Annotated in this window: 16 protein-coding genes and 2 pseudogenes; 9 read left to right on the top strand and 9 right to left on the bottom strand. The window is 73.0% G+C overall.

The window, feature by feature from the left end; translation table 11 throughout:
- Window positions 1-113 precede the first annotated feature (113 nt).
- Together ACFYOH_RS07165 and ACFYOH_RS07160 are read left to right on the top strand one after the other, a co-directional pair.
- Complete coding sequence (locus ACFYOH_RS07165) at window positions 114-680, top strand: hypothetical protein (RefSeq protein ID WP_388622020.1); 567 nt, start codon at window positions 114-116, stop codon at window positions 678-680.
- Between the two features lie 55 nt (window positions 681-735).
- Window positions 736-1,467, top strand: a pseudogene (locus tag ACFYOH_RS07160) (peptidase S8); the annotation flags it as partial.
- Between the two features lies 1 nt (window position 1,468).
- Here ACFYOH_RS07160 and ACFYOH_RS07155 read toward each other — a convergent pair.
- From ACFYOH_RS07155 to ACFYOH_RS07145, 3 genes are all read right to left on the bottom strand, one after another.
- Window positions 1,469-2,812, bottom strand: a complete 1,344-nt coding sequence (locus ACFYOH_RS07155; protein ID WP_388622018.1) for a carboxyl transferase domain-containing protein — start codon at window positions 2,810-2,812, stop codon at window positions 1,469-1,471.
- A complete protein-coding gene (locus ACFYOH_RS07150; RefSeq protein ID WP_388622016.1) occupies window positions 2,805-4,292 on the bottom strand; it encodes an acyl-CoA synthetase in 1,488 nt (495 codons plus the stop codon). Before ACFYOH_RS07150 ends, ACFYOH_RS07155 begins: the two co-directional genes overlap by 8 nt.
- A 357-nt stretch (window positions 4,293-4,649) precedes the next feature.
- Window positions 4,650-4,943 (bottom strand): PP2C family protein-serine/threonine phosphatase, encoded by a 294-nt coding sequence (locus tag ACFYOH_RS07145; RefSeq protein WP_388622014.1) that lies wholly within the window; start codon window positions 4,941-4,943, stop codon window positions 4,650-4,652.
- Window positions 4,944-5,033: 90 nt separating this feature from the next.
- Between ACFYOH_RS07145 and ACFYOH_RS07140 the strand changes: the two genes are divergently transcribed.
- A complete protein-coding gene (locus ACFYOH_RS07140; RefSeq protein ID WP_388622013.1) occupies window positions 5,034-5,903 on the top strand; it encodes a RimK family alpha-L-glutamate ligase in 870 nt (289 codons plus the stop codon).
- Window position 5,904: 1 nt separating this feature from the next.
- Here the strand turns inward: ACFYOH_RS07140 and ACFYOH_RS07135 are convergent, their stop codons facing one another.
- Entirely contained in the window at window positions 5,905-6,804 is a 900-nt protein-coding gene (locus tag ACFYOH_RS07135) for a LysR family transcriptional regulator (RefSeq protein WP_388622011.1), read from the bottom strand.
- Window positions 6,805-6,898: 94 nt separating this feature from the next.
- Between ACFYOH_RS07135 and ACFYOH_RS07130 the strand changes: the two genes are divergently transcribed.
- On the top strand, window positions 6,899-7,729 hold the full coding sequence (locus ACFYOH_RS07130) for an oxidoreductase (protein WP_388622009.1): 831 nt from the start codon (window positions 6,899-6,901) through the stop codon (window positions 7,727-7,729).
- Window position 7,730: 1 nt separating this feature from the next.
- Here ACFYOH_RS07130 and ACFYOH_RS07125 read toward each other — a convergent pair whose 3' ends face one another.
- The gene (locus ACFYOH_RS07125; RefSeq protein ID WP_388622007.1) at window positions 7,731-8,288 is read right to left on the bottom strand and encodes a hypothetical protein; all 558 of its coding nucleotides are present in this window, start codon (window positions 8,286-8,288) and stop codon (window positions 7,731-7,733) included.
- A 152-nt stretch (window positions 8,289-8,440) separates the two neighbouring features.
- Here ACFYOH_RS07125 and ACFYOH_RS07120 point away from each other — a divergent pair, with 152 nt between their 5' ends.
- Window positions 8,441-9,214: an IclR family transcriptional regulator gene (locus ACFYOH_RS07120; protein ID WP_388622005.1), complete on the top strand. Its 774-nt coding sequence runs from the start codon at window positions 8,441-8,443 to the stop codon at window positions 9,212-9,214.
- Entirely contained in the window at window positions 9,211-10,059 is an 849-nt protein-coding gene (locus ACFYOH_RS07115; RefSeq protein ID WP_388622004.1) for an SMP-30/gluconolactonase/LRE family protein, read from the top strand. The genes ACFYOH_RS07120 and ACFYOH_RS07115 overlap by 4 nt, the downstream gene beginning before the upstream one ends.
- Window positions 10,060-10,104: 45 nt before the next feature.
- Here the strand turns inward: ACFYOH_RS07115 and ACFYOH_RS07110 are convergent, their stop codons facing one another.
- The 3 genes and pseudogenes from ACFYOH_RS07110 to ACFYOH_RS07100 form a co-directional block, all read right to left on the bottom strand.
- A complete protein-coding gene (locus tag ACFYOH_RS07110; protein ID WP_388622002.1) occupies window positions 10,105-11,505 on the bottom strand; it encodes an FAD-dependent oxidoreductase in 1,401 nt (466 codons plus the stop codon).
- Window positions 11,498-12,721: an MAB_1171c family putative transporter gene (locus ACFYOH_RS07105; RefSeq protein ID WP_388622000.1), complete on the bottom strand. Its 1,224-nt coding sequence runs from the start codon at window positions 12,719-12,721 to the stop codon at window positions 11,498-11,500. Before ACFYOH_RS07105 ends, ACFYOH_RS07110 begins: the two co-directional genes overlap by 8 nt.
- Window positions 12,722-12,840: 119 nt before the next feature.
- Window positions 12,841-13,443, bottom strand: a pseudogene (locus tag ACFYOH_RS07100) (toxin-antitoxin system, toxin component family protein); the annotation flags it as partial.
- 317 nt (window positions 13,444-13,760) lie between these two features.
- Here ACFYOH_RS07100 and ACFYOH_RS07095 point away from each other — a divergent pair.
- Window positions 13,761-15,281, top strand: a complete 1,521-nt coding sequence (locus ACFYOH_RS07095) for an alpha-N-arabinofuranosidase (protein WP_388621998.1) — start codon at window positions 13,761-13,763, stop codon at window positions 15,279-15,281.
- Window positions 15,282-15,305: 24 nt separating this feature from the next.
- Here ACFYOH_RS07095 and ACFYOH_RS07090 read toward each other — a convergent pair whose 3' ends face one another.
- Window positions 15,306-18,263: a beta-galactosidase gene (locus ACFYOH_RS07090; RefSeq protein ID WP_388621996.1), complete on the bottom strand. Its 2,958-nt coding sequence runs from the start codon at window positions 18,261-18,263 to the stop codon at window positions 15,306-15,308.
- A gap of 77 nt (window positions 18,264-18,340) precedes the next feature.
- Between ACFYOH_RS07090 and ACFYOH_RS07085 the strand changes: the two genes are divergently transcribed.
- Complete coding sequence (locus tag ACFYOH_RS07085) at window positions 18,341-18,799, top strand: RrF2 family transcriptional regulator (RefSeq protein WP_388621994.1); 459 nt, start codon at window positions 18,341-18,343, stop codon at window positions 18,797-18,799.
- 132 nt (window positions 18,800-18,931) lie between these two features.
- Entirely contained in the window at window positions 18,932-19,582 is a 651-nt protein-coding gene (locus ACFYOH_RS07080; protein WP_388621992.1) for a DUF4360 domain-containing protein, read from the top strand.
- Window positions 19,583-19,631 lie beyond the last annotated feature (49 nt).

Genomic DNA, 19,631 nt, shown 5'->3' with positions numbered 1-19,631 from the left:
GGAAGCCGTCACGGCACCTTCCCGCCGGCGCCGCGCAACACCCCTGCACCACAGGGCACATGACACTCGTCCCAGCACGCGACACGCTCGAACCCACACGAGAAGAGGCGTGGATGACCACAGGACCAGTCAGACGCTCGGCGGTCCTGGTGGCGGTGGGGCTGTTGGGTGCCCTGCTGCCGAGCGGCCCGGCCGCCGCCGTCCCGCGGACGCCCGTCACCGCCCCGCACTCCCCGGGCCCCGCCACCACGGCCACCACCGTCACCCTCGTCACCGGAGACAAGGTGACCGTCACCGACCTCGGGCACGGGAAGAAGGCGGTCACCGTGCAGCGTCCCAAGGGGGCCACCGGAGCCGTGCGGACGCAGCGGAGCGCCGGCGAGATCAGCGTCGTACCGGACGAGGCGCTGCCGTATCTGCGGGCCGGGACGCTGGACCGGCGGCTGTTCGACGTGAGCGGACTGATCCGGCAGGGGCTGACCGACGCCAGGGCAGCCGCGACGCCGCTGATCGTGACCTACGGCAGGAGCGCGCGGGCCGCGCCCCCGGCCGGGACCGAGCAGACCCGGAGCCTGCCCAGCCTGCGCGGCGCTGCGGTCGAGGCCGGCAAAGGGCGCACCTTCTGGCGCTCTTCACCCACCGCGACGGCGTCGACAAGGTGTGGCTGGACGGCAGGGTGAAGGCCGGCATGGCCGAGAGCAACGCCCAGATCGGCACCCGGGCGGCCTGGGACGCGGACTGGTGCGGTACGCGGGCGGTTCGCATCCGGTGCTGAACTGGTTCCGGCCCGTGTGGCACCCGTGGCTGGACACCGGGCTGGGCTGGGGGCAGCAACGCGCCGGGAACCAGATCCAGTTGAACACCCCCGGCTGGGGGGACTCCGGGCCCGACCACACCGGGTTCGGCGACGTGTGGAGCACGGACAGCGGCATGAGCCAGACCACCGCCGTGTACCTCGACGGCACACTCGTCGACAAGGGCAACAGCTCCGCCGCGTACGTCTGGGACGCGCCCGCCGACGAGCACACCTACCAGGTCGTCACCGACACCGCGCTCGACTCGGCGCGCTGGCCGCTGGGCTCGCGGGGGCACTCCGAGTGGACGTTCCGGTCGGCCGCCACCGCGGAGGACCACTGGACCTGTCTGCCGCTGATCAACCTCGCGTACGACATCGAGACCGACCTCGCGGGGACCGTGCGGGGCGGGCAGCGGATTCCGGTGGGGCTCGGGGCGTCGTATGTGGCGCAGGCCGCGGGGACCGGCACCTTGGGTGGGGGCCGGCTGGAGGTGTCGTACGACGACGGCGGCACCTGGACGACCGTCCCGCTCAAGGGCGCAGGCGCCTCCTGGCACGGCGCGCTGACCGTGCCGCGCGGCGCGTCCTCCGTCTCGCTGCGGGCCTCGGCCCACGACGACAAGGGCGGCGCGGTGACGCAGGAGATCATCCGGGCGGTGGAGGTGAGGTGACCTACGGCTGGGGGTGGTGCGCGATCCCTCTGATCACCCCCAGCTCCACCAGATCCTGCGGCCGGATCCGCAGTTGCTCGGCGGTCGCCTCCACGTCCTCCTCCCGCCGTTTGAGTATGGCGGCCGCGAGCTCCGGGGCGATCACCGAGAAGTAACTGTCCGGCGTGGCCCAGGTGTTGTCCGGAGCGGACAATGCGAGGGCCCCGCCGGAGCCGCCCTCGCCGATGACGAGCGTGGTGATCGGGACCCGGGCGGAGGCCACCGCCGCGAAGACCTCCGCGATCGCCGCGCCGGCCCCCTGCCGCTCCGCCTCGGCGTCATTGGCCGCGCCCGGAGTGTCCACCAGCGTCAGCACCGGGATGTCGAGCCGGTCGGCGAGCCGGATCAGCCGGGCGGCGGTGCGGTACCCGGCGGGCCGGGTCGCGGTTCCGGTCTGCGCGGCGAACGCGACGGTACGACCGCCCCGCGCACCGAACCCGCACAGCATGCCGTCGGTGTCCGTACCCCCGCACCGGTCCCCGCTGATCTCGCGGCGGTGGGTGAAGTAGGCATCCAGGTAGGCCCGTGCGCGCGGGCGTTCGGGGGAGCGTGCCCGGCGGACGGCCGCCCAGCCGGTGGCGGGCAGGTCCGGGGTGCCGAGAGCCGCCGGCACGGGGGCTTCCTGGGCGGGGGTGGTGAGCAGCCGGAGCCACTGTCCCAGCGTCTCCCGCAGCTCCTCGGGCCGTACCACCGCGTCCGCCGCTCCGACCGCCACCTGACCCTCGGCGGTGTAGGCCGCAGGGTCGGCGTCCGCGGGCCGGACCCGGGAGCCGGCGAAGCCCACCTGGGCGCCCGGCAGGGCCAGGACGACGTCCGCACCGGCGCCGAGCGTGGCCCAGCCGCCGCCGGTCGTCGGGTCCCGCAGCACCGCGATCTGCGGCAGGCCCGCCTCCCGGGTGAGCACGGACTGCCGGGCCACGCGCTGGAGTTGGCTCAGCGCGAGCATGCCCTCCTGCATCCGGCTGCCACCGGTCGCGATCAACGGCACGACCGGCAACCGGTGCGCGCGGGCATGGGCGTACGCCGCCTCCAGCCGGTCTCCGGTGCGCTCGCCGAGCGAGCCGCCCAGGAAGCCGAACTCGAAGGCGATCAGCACGGCCGGGGTGCCGTTGACGCTCGCGGTGCCGCAGACGACCGACTCCTGCTCGCCGGTGCGTTCGGCGGCACGGGCGCGCGAGGCGTCGTAGCCCTGCCAGCCGAGGGAGCCGTCCGGCTTCGACCTCCCCGTCGGGAGGGCGAGTTCGCTGAAGCTGTCCGGGTCCGCGACCAGGGTCAGAACCTCCCGGGCCGAGCGGCGCTCAGCCATCGGCCAGCGCCCGCTTCATGATCTTGCCCATGTCGTTGCGGGGGAGCGCGTCCAGGTAGCGGACCACGCGGGGGCGCTTGTGCGGGGCGAGGCGACGGGCCACGTGGTCGGCCAACTCCTCGGCTGCGGGCGGCGCCCCCGGGTCCGCCGGGACGATCCAGGCGACGATCCGCTCGCCCAGGTCCGCGTCGGGCTCGCCGGTGACGGCCGCCTCCCGCACGCCCGGGTGTTCCAGCAGCGCGTTCTCGATCTCACCGGCCCCGATCTTGTACCCCCCGCTCTTGATCAGGTCCGTGGCCTTGCGCCCGACGATCCGCACATAGCCGTCGGGCTCGCGGACGGCCATGTCACCGGTGCGGAAGAACCCGTCGGCGGTGAACGCGGCGGCCGTGGCGTCGGGGCGGTTCAGATACTCGGTGAACAGGTTCGGCCCGCGCACCTGGATCTCGCCGACGCTCTCCCCGTCGTACGCGGTGATCGGCGTCCCGTCCTCCTCCACGAGCCGCAGCTCGACACCGGGCAGCGGCACGCCCACGGTGCCGGCGCGCGGCTCGCCGTCGGCCCGCACGCTGGTGTTCATCAGGGTCTCCGTCATGCCGTACCGCTCGATCACCCGCCGACCGGTCGCCGCCGCGATCCGCTCGTGGTCGTGCACGGGCAGCGCGGCCGAGCCGGAGACCAGCAGCCGGGCCCGGGTGAGCGCCTTGGCCAGCTCGGGGTCCTCGGGCAGGGCCTCGGCGATGCGGTGGTACATCGTCGGCACCCCGAACAGCATGGTCGCGCCGGCGTTCAGCTCCCGTGCCACGCCCTCGGTGCCGAACCGCCCCAGGTGCCGCACGCTGCCGCCGCGCCGCAGCGGGCCGAGGATGCCCAGCACGAGCCCGTGCACATGGAACAGCGGCAGCCCCTGCACCAGCACATCCGCCTCCGTCCACTGCCAGGCGTCGGCGAGCGAGTCCAGGGTGGTGGCGAGGGCCCGGCGGGGCAGGACGGCACCCTTCGGCGGGCCGGTGGTGCCGGAGGTGTAGACGATCAGCGCCGGGTCCTCGTCGGTGGCGGTGTCCTCGGGTACGGCGCCGGACGCGGCGGACGCGTCGACGTCGATGCGCTCCAACGCACCCAATGCGGCGGGGAGTCGGTCGCCCGGCGCGGCCAGCACCAGCTTCGGTGCGCTGTCGGAGAGGATGTGCGCGAGTTCCTTCTCGCCCGACTTCGGGTTCAGCGGCACCGCGGCCGCCCCGGCGAGCAGCACGCCCGTCACGGCGACGGCGGTCTCCAGCTCCGGCGTGGCCCACACGGCCACCCGGCCGGCACCGCGCAGCCGGGCGGCGAGCGCACCGGCGGCCCCGGCCAGCTCGCCGTACGTCAACGACCGTTCGCCGAACCGCAGGGCGATCCTCCCCCAGACTTCGTCCGGGGGGACCCCCATCTCGCTGCGCTCGCCCGGACCGCCCGCCAGAGCGGGGAAGAGGGAGGACACGCGGCGCACTCCTAACTGTCGGTCGACCGTCGCCACCTTCCTACACCAAGAGCCCGCTCCCGACGACCGCGCGGCTGTGACGGCGCCCACCACAGCCGGCCGCACAGTGCCGCCGCCGTTGCGGGCGCAGCGGCACCCTGCCGGCGAGGGTGAGCGACCCCGACCCGCGCCCAGCCGCAGCTTGGTCCGCCGCTCCGGACCCCTCGCGCCGTACAGCCGGCACCCCGGGCGCCGCACCCGAGGCCAGCCACGCCAGCCCCCGCGGTGGACACGGCGGTCGAGACGAGGGGCGGGAGTCCGGTGGCGCCGGCGTACGGTCGGTACCGGTCAGTGCCATGCACCGCGTCCTGCCCTGTCTCAGGCGGCCGCTTGCATGACATCGGCCACGACGCAGCTGACGTTGTCGGGGCCACCCGCCTCGTCGGCCGCCGTGATGAGCGCCCGCACGACGTCGCCCGGTCCGGTGGAGGCACCCAGGGCCTCCCGGATCCGCGCGTCCGGCACGACCTCGGTCAGCCCGTCCGAGCACAGCAGATACCGGTCCCCCTCCCGGACCTCCTGCAGGCGCACGTCCGGCACCGGGTCCATCCCGCCGGCCAGGGCCTTGAGCAGCAGCAAAGACTGCGGCTCCACCCGGTGGTCCCGGGTCATCCGGATCAAAGGTCAACCGCGGTGCTCCGGTTCCCGGCCAGTTGTTAGCCTCGCTGCTGACCCGAACCGTCGTACGACAGGGAGTCCGCCGTGCCCCGCATCGCCCTCGCCACCTACGACCCCGGCGCCGAACCCGGCAAGGACACCGATCTGCCGGAGCTGGTGCGGGCGCTCAGGGACGCGGGGGCCGAGGCGGAGGCCCGGTACTGGGACGACCCGGACGCCGACTGGGGCCGCTACGACCTCGTCGTCATACGCTCCACCTGGGACTACAGCTGGCGGGCCGCGGAGTTCGGGGCCTGGGTGGACCGGGTCGGCGCGCTGACCCGGCTCGCCAATCCGGCGCCCGTGGTGCGCTGGAACTCCGACAAGAGCTACCTCGGCGAGCTGGCGGCGGCCGGCGTGCCCACCGTCCCCACGCGCTACCTCGCACCGGGCGAGCCGGCCGACCTGCCCGGCGACCACGAGTACGTGATCAAGCCGACCTCGGGCGCCGGCGCCCGGTTCGCCGCCCGCTACACCCCCGACCAGCGCGAGACGGCGGTACGGCAGCTCGCCCGGATGCACGCCGAGGGCTTCACCGCGATGGTCCAGCCGTACATGCGCGGGATCGACGCCGGCGGGGAGCGGGCGCTGCAGTTCTTCGGCGGCCGACTGCTGCACGCCAGCCGCAAGGGCGCGGTGCTCGCGCCCGGGACGCCGTACGACGCGGACAAGGTGGCGCATCCCGACCTGGCGCGCTGGCAGCCTACGGGGGCCGAACTGGCGGTCGCCGAGAAGGCGTTGGGCGTGGTGCCGGGTGGTTCCGAGTTGCTGTACGCGCGGGTGGATCTAGTGGACGGCGAGGATGGGGAACCCCGGCTGATGGAGCTTGAGTTGGTGGAGCCGAATCTGTTTCTTCGGCTGCATCCGGGGTCGCTGGAGCGGGTTGTGGAGGCGGTGCTGGCGGCCGCGGCCTAGCTCAGCGCACCGTCTCTCGACATGCCTCCGCATACGCTCGCACCAGCGGGCGGTGTCCCTCCTCCCGGCACCACGCCAGCACATAGCGGCTCGAGCCGATGCCCCGCACCCGGCGGGTGGTGACGCCGCCCAGGCTGATCAGCGGGGCGTTGCCCGCTGCCACCAGGCAGACGCCCAGGCCCGCGACCAGGGCCTCGTACGTCTCCTCCGCCCCGGAGACCTCCGCGCCGATCCGGGGCGGCCGGCCGGCGCGGGCGTCCAGGGCGAGCCAGTGGTCGCGCAGGCGGCCCGCGCTCCTGGGCAGGGCCAGGAACGGCTCGTCCAGCAGGTCGGCGAAGTCGATCTCGGGGCGGGCGGCGAGGGGGTGGGAGTCGGGCAGGGCGAGCAGGCGGGGTTCCTCGGCGACCACCGTCCAGGCGTAGCGCTCCTCGTCGGGCAGCGGGAGCCAGACGAAGGCGACGTCCACGGTGCCGTCCGCCAGACCCGCCGTCGGATCGTCCCAGCTCATCTGGCGCAGCCGGACCATCGTCCCCGGGTGCGCGGCGGTGAAGCGGGAGCGGATGGCCGGCAGCAGCCCGCCCCGGCCGGGACTGGTGCTCATGCCCACGACCAGCGTGCTGCGCGCGGCCGCCTTGGCCGCCTCCACGGCCGCCGCGCCCGCCTCCCACGCGGCCAGCACCCTGCGCGCGTGCGGCAGCAGCGCCTCGCCCGCGCCCGTCAGCGCCACCCCGTGGCGGTCGCGCCGGAACAGCTCCGCCCCCAACTGCCGCTCCAGTGCCCGGATCTGCTTGCTCAGCGCGGGCTGTGAGACGTACAGCTTCTCGGCGGCGCGGGTGAAGTGCAGCTCCTCGGCGACCGCGACGAAGTAGCGCAGCTCGCGGGCGTGGACGTCCATGGTCATAGCCGTTGGTTATCACCGAGGGTCTTGGACGGGCAACGGCACGCGGCCGCAGTGTTGTTCGTGTCGAACCCGACGAGAGCTACGGAGAGTCGTGATGAACAAGGTCTGGCTGGTGACCGGGGCGAGCAGCGGTTTCGGGCGGGCGATCACCGAGGCGGCCGTCGCCGCAGGTGATGTCGTGGTCGGCGCCGCCCGGCGCCCCGAGGCCCTGGAGGACCTGGTGGCCGCCCATCCCGACCAGGTGGAGGCGCTGCGGCTGGACGTCACCGACGTGGCCGCGGCCGAGGCGGCGGTCCGGGATGTCGTGGCCCGGCACGGGCGGATCGACGTGCTGGTCAACAACGCCGGCCGCACCTACGTCGGCGCCGTCGAGGAGACCACCGACGCCGAGCTGCGCGACCTGTTCGACCTGCACTTCTTCGGTCCGGCGGCGCTCGTCCGGGCGGTCCTGCCGCACCTGCGGGAGCGGCGTTCGGGCGCGATCGTGCAGATGAGCAGCATGGGCGGCCAGATGTCCTTCGCGGGCTTCGGGGCGTACAGCGCGACGAAGTTCGCCCTGGAGGGCCTGTCCGAGGCGCTCGCGGACGAGGTGCGGGAGTACGGCGTCAAGGTGCTGATCGTCGAGCCGGGCGCGTTCCGGACCTCGCTGTTCGAGGCCGGCCGGGCCGGGGCCGGCTCCGACAGCGGGGTGTACGCCAAGGTCGGCGAGACGCGCGGCGCCGTCGCCGGCGGCCACGGCAGCCAGCCCGGCGACCCGGCCAAGGCGGCCGGCCTGATCCTGGCCGCGCTGGAGGCCGAGGACACCCCGCTGCGGCTGCCGCTCGGCGACGACGGAGTGAGCGCGGTCCTGGGCCACCTCGACCAGGTCCGCGAGGAGGTCACCGCCTGGGAGAAGCGGACCCGGGCCACCGCTTTCGACGCTTGAGCTAAGTCAGTACAGCCGTCCGCTGGAGCAGCCCCCAGGTGAACTCGGCGACCACCTCGTGCGGTACGCCGTCCGGGCCGGGCGCGGTGAATGCGAGGCCCCACCGGGTCGGCGCGGTGCCCTCCAGCGGGCGGGCCGGGGCGAAGGCACGGGCGGCCTCGTCCACCGTGCAGGACCAGGGAACGAGGTCGTCCACGGTCTCCAGCCTGGGCGCCGGGGCGCCGGATGCGCGCACCAGCCACTCGTTCCACACCGCCCCGTCCGGCCCGACCAGCACCTCGAAGCGCAGGTCGGGCCAGAGCGGCAGGGGCCAGCGCCGGGCCTCGCAGTCGACGTCGCCGAGCCGGCGGGGGAGGACGGATTCCGGCTCGCCCAGGACCGAGCGGTACCGGGCGGCGGCGGAGCGGGCCCTCGGCGAGCGGACCATCGCCTGCCAGCGCTTGTTGGTCTCCCGCATTTCGGCGATGGACACCCCGAGCCGGTGCCGGGCATCCTCGACCAGATCCGGGTTGTGGTCGGCCATGCGGCGCAGCAGGACCAGCTGGAAGTCGAGATCCATGCCCCCATGGTGCACGGTCTGCTTCCGGGCCATTGCCCGCGCAACCCTCCATGACTAGCCTGTGTTCGTCATGCCGATCGCCTGTTGATATCTCGAACAACTCGCTGTCGAGGTGTCGAACGGGCGCTTAGACCCAAGGGAGGGGGCCGGACGTGGGACGCCTCGTGCCTGCCGTGACCCGGGCTCTGGACATTCTTGAGCTGTTCCTCGACGGGGACGGGACGCTCTCCGCCCCCGACATCGTGCGCAAGCTCCAGCTGCCGCGCACCACCGTGCACGAGCTGGTCACCACGCTCGCGGCACGGTCGTACATCGTGCCCGTGCCGGGACAGTCCGGACGCTACCGGCTCGGCGTCCGCCCGTACCAGCTCGGCAGCCGCTACGCCGAGCAGCTCGACCTCGCCGCCGAGGGCCAGCAGGTGGCCCGCTCGGTCGCCGAGACCTGCGACGAGACGGTCCACGTGGCGATCCTCGAAGGCACCGACGTCATCTACATCGCCAAGGTCGACTCCACGCACGCCGTCCGCATGGTCTCCGCCGCCGGCCGCCGGCTGCCCGCCCACTGCACCTCGGTCGGCAAGATGCTGCTGGCCTCGCTGCCCGAGCAGGAGCTCGCGGCACGGATCCCGGACGACGCCGATCTGACCGCGATGACCCCGAACAGCATCACCGACCCCGCTGCGCTGCGCGAGGCGCTCGCGGAGATCCGGCAGCGGGGCATCGCGGTGGAGAGCCGCGAGTCCAACCCGGACGTGAGCTGTGTGGCCGCTCCCGTGCGCGATCGCACGGGCCAGGTGGTCGCGGCCCTGTCCATCTCGGTCCCCATGATCCGCTGGAGCGACGAGCGCCGGGCCGAGCTGGAGCAGCTGTCGGCGAAGGGCGCGGCCGAGCTGTCGGAGCGGCTCGGCCACCGGAGCGCGGCGTGAGCGCCGGGTACGAGGTCGCCGTACGGGCGGAGGCGGAGCTGGGCGAGGGCCCGACCTGGGATCCGGCGACGGGCCGGCTGATATGGCTCGACATCCTGGGCATGCGCGTCAACACCTACGACCCGGTCACGGGCCGGCGCACGGTGCGGACGACGGAGCAGCACGTGGGCGCGGTCAAGCCCCGCGCGGGCGGCGGCCTGGTCCTCAACCTGCGGGACGGCGTGGGCCTGCTGGACCCCGACGACACGTTCCGCTGGCTGCACCACGAGCCGGTCCCGGGCCGCCGCGCCAACGACGCCGCTGTGGCGCCCGACGGCTCGTTGTGGGCGGGCACCATGCGGTACGACGAGGCGCCGGGCGGCGGCACGCTGACCCGGCTGACCGGCGACGGCACGGTTCAGACGGTCCTGTCCGACACCACGGTCAGCAACGGCACGGGCTGGAGCCCCGACGGTCGCCTCATGTACTACGTCGACACCCCGACCCGCCGGGTGGACGTCTTCGACCACGACGGCGAGCACGTCCAGGGCCGCCGCCCGTTCGTGGAGATCGAGGAGGGCGCGGGCTTCCCGGACGGCCTGACGGTCGACGCGGAGGGCTGTGTGTGGGTGGCGTTGTGGGACGGGGGAGCGGTACGGCGTTATACGCCGGCCGGTGTGCTGGACCGGGTGATCCCGCTGCCGACCCCGCGTACGACGGCCTGCGCGTTCGGCGGCGCCGACCTGACCGACCTGTACATCACCACGGCGCGGACGGGACTGTCGGCGCCGCACCCGCTGTCGGGCTCGGTGCTGGTGATTCCGGACGCGGGGAAGGGCTTGCCCCAACCGGCGTTCGAGGGCTGACCCGGCGGCGGGCAACCCACCACGCACCCGCACCCGGAAGCCGGCCTAGACGCCCGCCACCTTCCGCTCCTGCGCGGTCATCGGCGGAGCCGCGAGCGGCGGCCGAAGCGGTCCGACCGCCGCCGCCAGCAGCACGCTCGGCGCCAGCAACACCTCGGCCCCGCGCTCCAGTGACGTCACGTCGGTCACCCGGCGGGCCACGCGCCCGTTCCCCGTCGCGGTGTGCATCAGCCGGCCGACGTACGCGGACAGGAGCCGGTCCCGCAGGGTGGGACCGGCTTCCGTCGCGCCGGGGTAGAACACGTCCTGACCCAGCGCCAGATCCCATGCCGCACGCACCGGACGGGCCACCGCCCGCTGCAGGCGGCGGGCCAGCCCCGGCGTGCTCCAGCCGTGCCGCCGTATCACCTCGCGCAGCACCACCGCGCTCTGGGCGGCGACGGCCAGTCCATGGCCGTAGACCGGGTTGAACACGGCGAGCGCGTCGCCGAGGACGGTGAAGTTCTCGGGCCACGCCGGCATCCGCTCGTAGAAGTGCCGGCGGTTGACGGTGGAACGGGTGAGGGTGACCTCGGACAGCGGCTCGGCGCGGTCCAGCAGTTCGCCGATCAGCGGATGCCGCAGCTTCTCGCGGGCGAAGGGGATGAAGTCCTCGTTCCCGGCGGTGGGTTCGCCGCCGCGGGTGCCGGCGAGGGTGACGATCCAGCGGCCGCGCTCGATGGGGAGCAGGAAGCCGGAGCGGCCCGGCCCGTCGCCGCGCGGATCGGGTTGCACATTGACCACCGGGAAGCCCTCCCGGGCCGCCTCGGGGGCGAGGAAGAGCCGGCTCGCGTAGACCAGACCGGGGTCGACCTCGCGGACCTGCGGCGCGGGCAGCCCCAGCTCCGCGAGCCAGCGCGCGGCCCGGGAGCCGCGCCCGGTGGCGTCGACCACGAGGCCGGCCGGAAGGGTGCGCTCGACGCCGTCCCGGGTCCGGATGCGTACGCCGGTGACCGCGGCGCCGGTGCCGGTGAGGCCGAGCGCCTCGGTGCCGTCGAGGAGTTCGATCCGCTGGTCGGCGAGGACCTGTGCGCGGATCGTCGCGTCCAGCAGGTCGCGGCCGGCCAGGATCACATGGTGGGACTCGGGCCAGCGCCGGAACCAGCCCTGTGCGGAGAGGGCGACCACGCCGGTGGTGAACGGATGCCGGCGCCCCCCGGCGGCCTTCAGCGCGTCGGTGCTGCCGGGCAGCAGCTCCTCCACCGCCCGCACCCCGCCCGACCAGAGCATATGGGCGTGCCGGGCCTGTGGCAGCCCCTTGCGGGGTTCGGGGCCGCCGGGCAGGGCGTCGCGCTCGACGACGACGACCCGGTCGGCGAACTCGGCGAGCGCCCGCGCCGCGAGCATGCCGGTGTGGGATCCCCCCAGCACGACGGCGGTTCTGGCGGGGGAGGGGCGGTCACTCATGCGCGGGCACGCTCTCTGCCGGGGCGGCCGCACGAGCGCGGACCGCCGTGATCTCGTCGGGACGACGGAGGGCCTCGGACACGGCCTGGATCTCCTGGAGCAGATATGCCGTGTCGGGACCGGACGGGGAGTCGGTGCCGTCGGCCCGCGGCCGCCCGCCGCCGGCCGCGTCCAGCAGCGTCACGGCGGCGGCGAGGGCCCTGGCCCGGCCGGACTCGAAGCCGAGGGCGAGGGCGGCCCGGTACGACCGTTCGCGCAGCTCCTCGTCCAGGTGCCGGGAGAGTTGCAGCAGGGCGTCGCGGATGAAGGTCTCGCGGCGGATCAGGCGCAGTTCGGCGGGGGCGTGCGGGGCGAAGGGCTCGCGCTCGCCCGTGACGGTCCGCGTCAGCTGGTAGAGGGGGCCGAGAGCGCGGTGGCGCAGCCGGACGTGCCAGCGCTCGTGCAGATACTGGCCGACGTGCGGGACGATGAAGCCCACCGCGACCAGGGTCGCGGAGACACACGCGCCCGCCGGCGCCACATTGGTGCTCAGCCAGTCCAGGTCGTGGCCGGTCCACCGGGCCACGACGGCGGTGAGCTTGGCCGCGTCGAAGAACAGGTTGGTGGCATAGCCGACGCCCAGCAGCCTGAGCCCCCAGCGCAGCCAGGCGTCGAGGCCGTCGGTGCGGATCCAGTTCCAGATCAGCCGGGCCGTGATCGAGCAGGCCACGGTGTGCGCGACGAGGTAGAGCAGGATCTCCTCGCGCATGAAGGGGGTGTCGGCGTAGTACGTGTCCAGGTCCCGCAGCCGCTGCACGGGCACGTCCGCGAGCGCGAAGAGCACCCACAGGGCGACGACCACGCCCGCGTAGACGGCCACGACCCAGCGGGTCACCCGGCGGGTCTGGGCCGAGTCGGAGCGGCCGTTGCGCCAGGCGATGATCAGCAGCAGCCAGGACGCGCACAGCGCGGTGATCAGGGAGTACACCCAGGGCGCCGAGATGTTCGGCACCCCGGTGACCCGGTTGGTCCAGGCGATGGTCCGCGGGGCCGCGAAGACGAACACCGCGCAGCCGAACAGCAGCAGACCGCCGACGGCGCGCAGCAGCGGGTCCCGCCACAGCTTGATGATGCTGGGCAGCTTGATGGCCAGGGCGGCGGTCAGGACGGCCGTGGGGATCCAGAAGGAGACGGAGACCTCGTCGAGGAGTCCGGAGAGCTCGAACGCCAGGGTCACCGCGCGGCTCCCCCCTCTTGCGGCGCTCGGTCGTCCGGCAGCCGGTTCACCTCCGGGGCGCCGGCCGCCGGTGCCGAAAGGTCGCCCGCGCGCCCCTTCGGGTCACTCGCCCGGTCGCGTCGGTAGCCGAGGGTCCGCTGCACCGGGCTGAGGGACCGCCCCGCCGGGCCGAGGGCGGCGCCCGCTCCGGAGCCGGTGAGGTGCGGCCGGAACAGGGCGGCCAGGCGGTGCCCGAAGTCGTCCGCCTCGGCCTCGTCGGCCTCCCGGGAGCCGTTGCGGGCGGCCACCGTGAGGGGCATGCCCCGCCAGCCGGGTGCGTCGGCGAGCGCCCGGGCCGCCGCGTCCCCGGCCAGGTGGGAATGCCGGTGCCCGTTCTGCAGATGCCACAACTCATGGCCCAGGATCACCAGTTGCTGCACGGCCTCGGCCCGCTCCTCCACGATCACCAGGTCGAACTCGGCGAACTCCAGCCACAGCCCGGTGACCTCGATCTCGTCCGGGAAGCGCTCGAAGCGCACCTCGATCGGCCGTCCGCCGCGCAGTCCGCTCATCTCCTCGCCCAGTGCCCGGCACAACTCCCGGACACCGCCGGGTGTTTCGGGGCGGGCGTGGACGGCGGCAGCGAGGTCGCGGGCCAGCGAGCGCATCGCCGAGCCCGGCCGGGCTCGGCGCAGCCGTGCGGCCAGGCGTGTCGCCTGCTCACGCGCGCCCGCGATACCCATCGCCTCCCCCTTCCGCTGGGCAGAGCCTACGCGTCTCGGCGTGTCCTCGTCATGGGATGCCGTGACCGTGGTCGAAGGGAAAACCACCCATGAGCTTGTGTCCCACCCCTTGACGCGGAAGCGCTTCGAATCTACGGTCCCGTTCGAAGTTACGGGCGACATTCGGTATATCGAACGAACGAGCCGAACAAACTATGCAAGACGTGGCTGGCGTACCACTCCTACGACGCGGCCGACAACGGCACCCCGAAGCCGGGCCTGAACCAACTGAGCCGGCGTTCCGACTGGCCTGTTCTGAAGTGACCCGAAAGGACCCCATGAGCAAGCGCACCGCCCGCTTCATCCTCGACCCCGCCTTCACCGTCGGCCCGGTCAACCCCCGCATCTTCGGCTCCTTCGTGGAACACCTCGGCCGCTGCGTCTACACCGGCATCCACGAACCCGACCACCCCTCGGCGGACGAAGCCGGACTGCGCACCGACGTCCTGGAGCTGGTCCGCGAACTCGGCGTCACCGCCGTCCGCTACCCCGGCGGCAACTTCGTCTCCGGCTACAAGTGGGAGGACTCCGTCGGCCCCGTCGAGAACCGCCCCCGCCGGCTGGACCTCGCCTGGCACTCCACCGAGACGAACCGGTTCGGCCTCTCCGAATTCATCGCGTTCCTGAAGAAGCTCGGGCCCGAGGCCGAGCCGATGATGGCGCTGAATCTCGGCACCCGCGGCGTCGCCGAGGCCCTCGAACTCCAGGAGTACGCCAACCACCCCACCGGCACCGCCCTGTCCGACCTCCGCGCGGCACACGGCGACAAGGAGCCCTTCGGCATCCGGCTCTGGTGCCTGGGCAACGAGATGGACGGCCCCTGGCAGACCGGCCACAAGACGGCACAGGAGTACGGCCGGCTCGCCGCCGAGACGGCACGGGCCATGCGCCAGGCCGACCCTGAAGTCGAACTGGTCGCCTGCGGTTCCTCCAGCCAGGCCATGCCCACCTTCGCCGAGTGGGAGGCGACCGTCCTGCAGGAGGCGTACGACCTCGTCGGCCACATCTCCCTGCACGCCTACTACGAGCCCACCGACGGCGATGTGGACTCCTTCCTCGCCTCGGCCGTCGACATGGAGTCCTTCATCGAGAACGTGGTCGCCACCGCCGACCACATCGGCGCGAAGCTCAAGTCCAAGAAGAGGATCAACCTCTCCTTCGACGAGTGGAACGTCTGGTACTTCTCCCGATGGGAGGAGCACGCCAAGACCTTGGACCAGTCCGACTGGCCCGAGGCGCCCCGGCTGCTGGAGGACAACTACAGCGTCACGGACGCCGTCGTCTTCGGCTCGCTCCTCATCGCCCTGCTCCGGCACGCCGACCGCGTCACCGTCGCCTGCCTCGCCCAGCTGGTCAATGTGATCGCCCCGATCATGACCGAGCCGGGCGGCCCGGCCTGGCGGCAGACGACGTTCTTCCCGTTCGCGCAGGCGTCGAAGCACGGCCGGGGCGAGGTGCTCGACGTGCGCGTGGACTCGCCGACGTACGAGACGAAGAAGTACGGCGAGACGGACCTGCTGCACGCCACCGCCGTCCGCGCGGCCGACGGCACGGTCACGGTGTTCGCCGTCAACCGCAGCCGTACGGACGCCCTGCCGCTCGAAGTCAACCTCAGCAGGCTTGAGTTGACGACCGTCACCGAGCACAGCGCGCTCGCGGACGCCGACCCCGACGCCCGCAACACCCTCGACGAGCCCGAGCGGGTCGTCCCGCATCCGGTCGAGGGCGCTGCCCTGACGGACGGCACCCTCAGCGCGGTACTGGAACCGCTGTCCTGGAACGTGATCAGGCTCGCGTGATCAGACCGGCGATCGGACCGGCGGTCAGACCGGCGTGACCGGCAGTCCGCCGCTCGTCCTGCCGAGCAGCGTCAGGCTCACCCGGCCCGGCCCCGACAGCGTGGTGAACTCCGAAAGGACCGCCAGCGCCAGGGTGTTGGTGCCCCGGGTGCGCAGGACGCCGTTCGGCAGGACGAAGGTGTGCTGCGGGCCCACGTTGTTGATGTACTGGCCCATGTTCCAGCCGTTGAGGAAGATCTGGGCGCGGTAGGCGCGGTACGGGTCGTCCTCCAGGGTCAGGCCGATCGAGGCGTCGATGTCGGCCGGCACCGCCAGCCGGAAGGTCGTCCGGTACCAGGTCACGCCCTGGTACCGGGCGGCCCGCGGGAAGGCGGCGCGCTCCCAGTCGTCGTCCCGGAAGCCGGGCAGATGCCAGCCCTGCCGCTCGCCGTACAGGCCGCCGTTGTTCATCGGGCCGCGCACGGGGTCGGGGGCCGCCGCGCCCTGGATCCGCCAGGTCACGCTCGGCGAGGCGCCCTTGAAGGCCGCCGCCGTCAGCCCGCGCGCCCCCTTGTGGGTGTCGAGCCCCTTGCCGTCCTGGTCGTGCTGCATGCGCCGGACGAGGACCGACAGCACATGCCGGCCGGGAGAGCGCAGCCGCTCGCGGACGGGGAAGACGGCCGTGTCCGCCCAACTGCCCTTCCGTACGGTCGTGTTCTTGTCCGGCACCGGCATCCGGTGGGTGCCCAGCGGCTCCCCGTCCAGCCAGGCCATCAACAGGCCCTGCGTGCCGGTGCTGTAGGCGAGCGAGACCTCCTGAAGGCCGGTGGCGTCGGTGAAGGAGCCGCGGTACCAGACGTCCCCGTAGTGGAAGCCGTAGTCGTCGGCGAAGAGCACCGGCCCGCCGTCGGGGACCGGCGTGGTGCTGAACGACGACCTCTTGTCCGCGACCGTCCAGGCCGAGTCGTCGAAACCGGGCCCGGCCTCCGGGTTCTCCGTGCGCATCCGCCAGCCGCCCAGCTCGGGCAGCTTCACCTCGGGAACGGCGGGCAGCAGGCCGGTGGTCATCAGGCTGCCGGACAGGGTCACCCGGGTGGGCAGGGTGCGGCCGTTCCACACCAGGCTGTCGATCCCGCGCGGCCCCCACACCTCGATGGTGGTCGTCTCGGTGATGTCACCCGTCAGATGGACCTCGGATCCGCGCAGCTCGGCGTGGCGCAGCAACGCCGGGCCGTACACCAGCAGGGTCCCGGACGGGGTGTCGTACGGGAACAGGTGTACGGCGGTGGCGTCGTCGGCGAAGAGCAGCAGCAGCGGGGTCTCGGTCTCGCCCTTCTGCACCAGCACGCGGGTGAGCCCGCCCTCGCCGAGCGGGACGTTCACATGCAGGGAGCTGTCGCTGTCGTCGAAGACCCAGGCGGCCTCTGGGTCCAGCCGCATGACGCTCGGCTCCACCGGGCACTTCAGCACCAGTTCGGCCATGTCACCGGTGCGCCCCGAGAACAGCGCGATGTCCTGCCGGCCGGCCGTCAGAGCCAGCATCGGCTCGGCTGTGGAGCACTTCAGCGTCCGCTTGCCCAGCTTCAGCCCCGTCGCGAGCAGCCTGGCGTCCTTGCCGGGCACGGTGATCCGGAGCCGCCCGGCGTCGGTCGGCAGATCGGTGGTGACCGGGTCCGTGCCGTCGTTGCGGGCGACATAGATGTGGGCGCCGGTGTCCGGGTTGGTCAGGTGGTAGACCTTCAGGCCCTCGGCCCTCACCTCCGCCGCCCGGTCCAGCTTGGCGAAGTCGGGCACGCGCTGGAGCAGATGCCCGAGCTGGTGCATCGGCGCGATCTTGGCGGTGACGTTCCGCGCCTCGTCGATGGCGGCGCCGTAGTCGTACGACGTGTAGACGACCGGCGCGGGCAGCCAGCCCCAGGAGGTCCCGCCGAAGGTCATGTAGACGTTGTGCAGGGTGAGCCCGTTGGCGAGGTTGGTCAGATAGAACCGGCGCTCGTACGCGGCATCCCGGGTGCGCCGGGACTCGGCGTACCCCTTGCCGTCGAACCAGGCCCCGCCCCACGGGTCGAACCAGCCGCCGCCGAACTCGGGCACGAACCCGGGTGTGGCCGGCGAGGCAGTGGCCCCGCCCTTCGCCCCGCCGGACCCGAACGTCCCCCAGTCCGGCGGGGTCTGCGACGGCGACGGATACCCGTCGAAGCCGTACAGCCAGCCGCCCTTCTCACCGCCGGTGTCGAACGAGCCGGGCACCCAGTACCCGTTCCTGCCCTTGTCGTTGTGGAACATCGGGACGTCGATGCCGTCCGCGCGCACCTTCTTGTACAGGTGGGACAGGTACGCCCGGCCGGCCTCGTCGACGTGGGCGTCGTACTCGTTCTCGATCTGGTAGAGCAGGATCGTGCCGGTGCCCTGGGTGAACAGATGCCTGCGGGCGATCCGGTTCACCTGGGTCAGCCACTCGTCGACGTACGACAGATAGACCGGATCGTCGGTCCGGGCCGTCCCCTTCGTCGCCGTCAGCCAGCCCGGGAAGCCGCCGCCGTCCACCTCGGCGTTGATGTACGGGCCGGGCCGCAGTATGACGTACAGCCCCGTCTCGGCGGCCGTGCGCAGGAACAGGTCCAGGTCGCGGACGCCGGTGAAGTCGTAGTGGCCGGGCGCGGGGGAGTGGTAGTTCCAGGCCACGTAGATGCTGACCGCGTTGTAGCCGTGGGCCCGCATCTTCTGCAGCACGTCCCGCCACAGGGCGGGACTGGGCAGCCGGAAGGGATGCATCTCGCCGGACCACACCACCAGCCGCCTGCCGTCCACGAGCAGCGAGTAGTGGTCGTAGCCGATGGTGTGCCGGTGGCCGTCGGCGCTCGGCGGGGCGGGCGCCGGGCCGGTCGGCACACTGCGCGCCGCGTACGCCGAAGGCGCCCCGGGGCCGCCGCTGCCACCCAGGGCGAGCCCGAGGGCGGTCGAGCCGGTCAGGGCACTGAAGGTACGTCTGCTGAGCGCCAAGGTGGATCCTCCGCGGGCGATCTTACGGGGCGCGGGTGCAGGCCATTCTCCACGCGGCGACGCCCCACAATGGACCCATGAGGATCTCGGCGCGGGCGGATTACGCGGTACGGGCAGTACTGGAGCTGGCCGTACGGCAGGGTAATGGCCCGGTGAAGGCGGAGGAAATCGCCGCCGCCCAGGGCATCCCGCACAAGTTCCTGGAAGGGATCCTGGGCGACCTGAGGCGCGGCGGGATCGTCGACAGCAGGCGCGGCGGAGGCGGCGGCTACCGGCTGGCGCGGGACGCCGCCGGGATCACGGTGGCCGACGTGATCCGGGCGGTGGACGGCCCGATCGTCTCGGTCCGCGGTGAACGCCCCACGGGCCTCGCCTACACCGGCAGCGCACAGCCCCTGCTGCCCCTGTGGATCGCGCTGCGCGCGAACGTCCGCCGGATCCTGGAGGGCGTCACCATCGCCGACCTCGCGGCGGACGCGCTGCCGGAGCCCGTCCGGGCGCTGGCGGCGGAACCGGCGGCCTGGGAGAACCCGTAGCGGCCGCTCGGTGTGAACGGCCCGCTGTGAATGGCCGGAGTTGACCCTCCCGGGGGTGACGGGAGCTTCCTACGATGCGGAACGCTTCACAGGTTCCACACAGACCCCCCACACCTGACCACGGGAGAAACGATGGCTGGTGGACTCCTCCTCAGCGGCGCCGTAGCCGCCCTCCTCACCACCGCGCTGCCCGCGCACCCCTCCTCGCCGGTGTTCGACAACCCGCCCCCGGACAAGATCGTCATCGATGTGGCCACGGTGAACGGCTCCGGCTGTCCCGCGGGTACGGCCGCGGTGGCCGTCTCGCCGGACAACACGGCGTTCACGGTGACCTACAGCGAGTACCTGGCCCAGGCCGGCGGCGCCTCCGACCCGACGGCCTTCCGCAAGAACTGCCAGCTCAACCTGGTGGTGCACGTCCCCCAGGGCTTCACCTACGCGATAGCCAGCGCCGACTACCGGGGCTTCCTCTCGCTCCAGCCCGGCGCGAGCGCCGCGCAGAAGGCCTCGTACTACTTCCAGGGCTCCTCGCAGACCGTGCCCAGGAACCACCCCTTCAACGGCCCCTACAACGACGACTGGCAGGCCACCGACAGCACCGACTGGGCCCAACTGGTCTGGGCGCCCTGCGGGGTGCTGCGCAACTTCAACATCAACACCGAGCTACGGGTGAACGCCGGGACCCAGGCCTCGGACAAGGTCAGCTTCATGACCATGGACTCCACGGACGGGGACATCAGCACGGTGTACCACCTGGCGTGGAAGCAGTGCCCGGGCAAGTAGACCTGTACGGCGCGGGCGGCACCCGGGGCGGATCGGTCGCCGGGGTGCC

Origin of the sequence: Streptomyces sp. NPDC007856 (genome assembly GCF_042868225.1) — a bacterium.
Taxonomy (GTDB): Bacteria; Actinomycetota; Actinomycetes; order Streptomycetales; family Streptomycetaceae; genus Streptomyces.
This window is presented reverse-complemented; position numbering and strand designations above follow the sequence as displayed.

Excerpts from the sequence above, each read along its gene's own strand:
- ACFYOH_RS07165 (WP_388622020.1), top strand. The coding sequence starts at position 114 with ATGACCACAGGACCAGTCAGACGCTCGGCGGTCCTGGTGGCGGTGGGG.
- ACFYOH_RS07155 (WP_388622018.1), bottom strand. The coding sequence starts at position 2,812 with ATGGCTGAGCGCCGCTCGGCCCGGGAGGTTCTGACCCTGGTCGCGGAC.
- ACFYOH_RS07145 (WP_388622014.1), bottom strand. The coding sequence starts at position 4,943 with ATGACCCGGGACCACCGGGTGGAGCCGCAGTCTTTGCTGCTGCTCAAG.
- ACFYOH_RS07135 (WP_388622011.1), bottom strand. The coding sequence starts at position 6,804 with ATGACCATGGACGTCCACGCCCGCGAGCTGCGCTACTTCGTCGCGGTC.
- ACFYOH_RS07130 (WP_388622009.1), top strand. The coding sequence starts at position 6,899 with ATGAACAAGGTCTGGCTGGTGACCGGGGCGAGCAGCGGTTTCGGGCGG.
- ACFYOH_RS07125 (WP_388622007.1), bottom strand. The coding sequence starts at position 8,288 with ATGGATCTCGACTTCCAGCTGGTCCTGCTGCGCCGCATGGCCGACCAC.
- ACFYOH_RS07110 (WP_388622002.1), bottom strand. The coding sequence starts at position 11,505 with ATGAGTGACCGCCCCTCCCCCGCCAGAACCGCCGTCGTGCTGGGGGGA.
- ACFYOH_RS07095 (WP_388621998.1), top strand. The coding sequence starts at position 13,761 with ATGAGCAAGCGCACCGCCCGCTTCATCCTCGACCCCGCCTTCACCGTC.
- ACFYOH_RS07085 (WP_388621994.1), top strand. The coding sequence starts at position 18,341 with ATGAGGATCTCGGCGCGGGCGGATTACGCGGTACGGGCAGTACTGGAG.
- ACFYOH_RS07080 (WP_388621992.1), top strand. The coding sequence starts at position 18,932 with ATGGCTGGTGGACTCCTCCTCAGCGGCGCCGTAGCCGCCCTCCTCACC.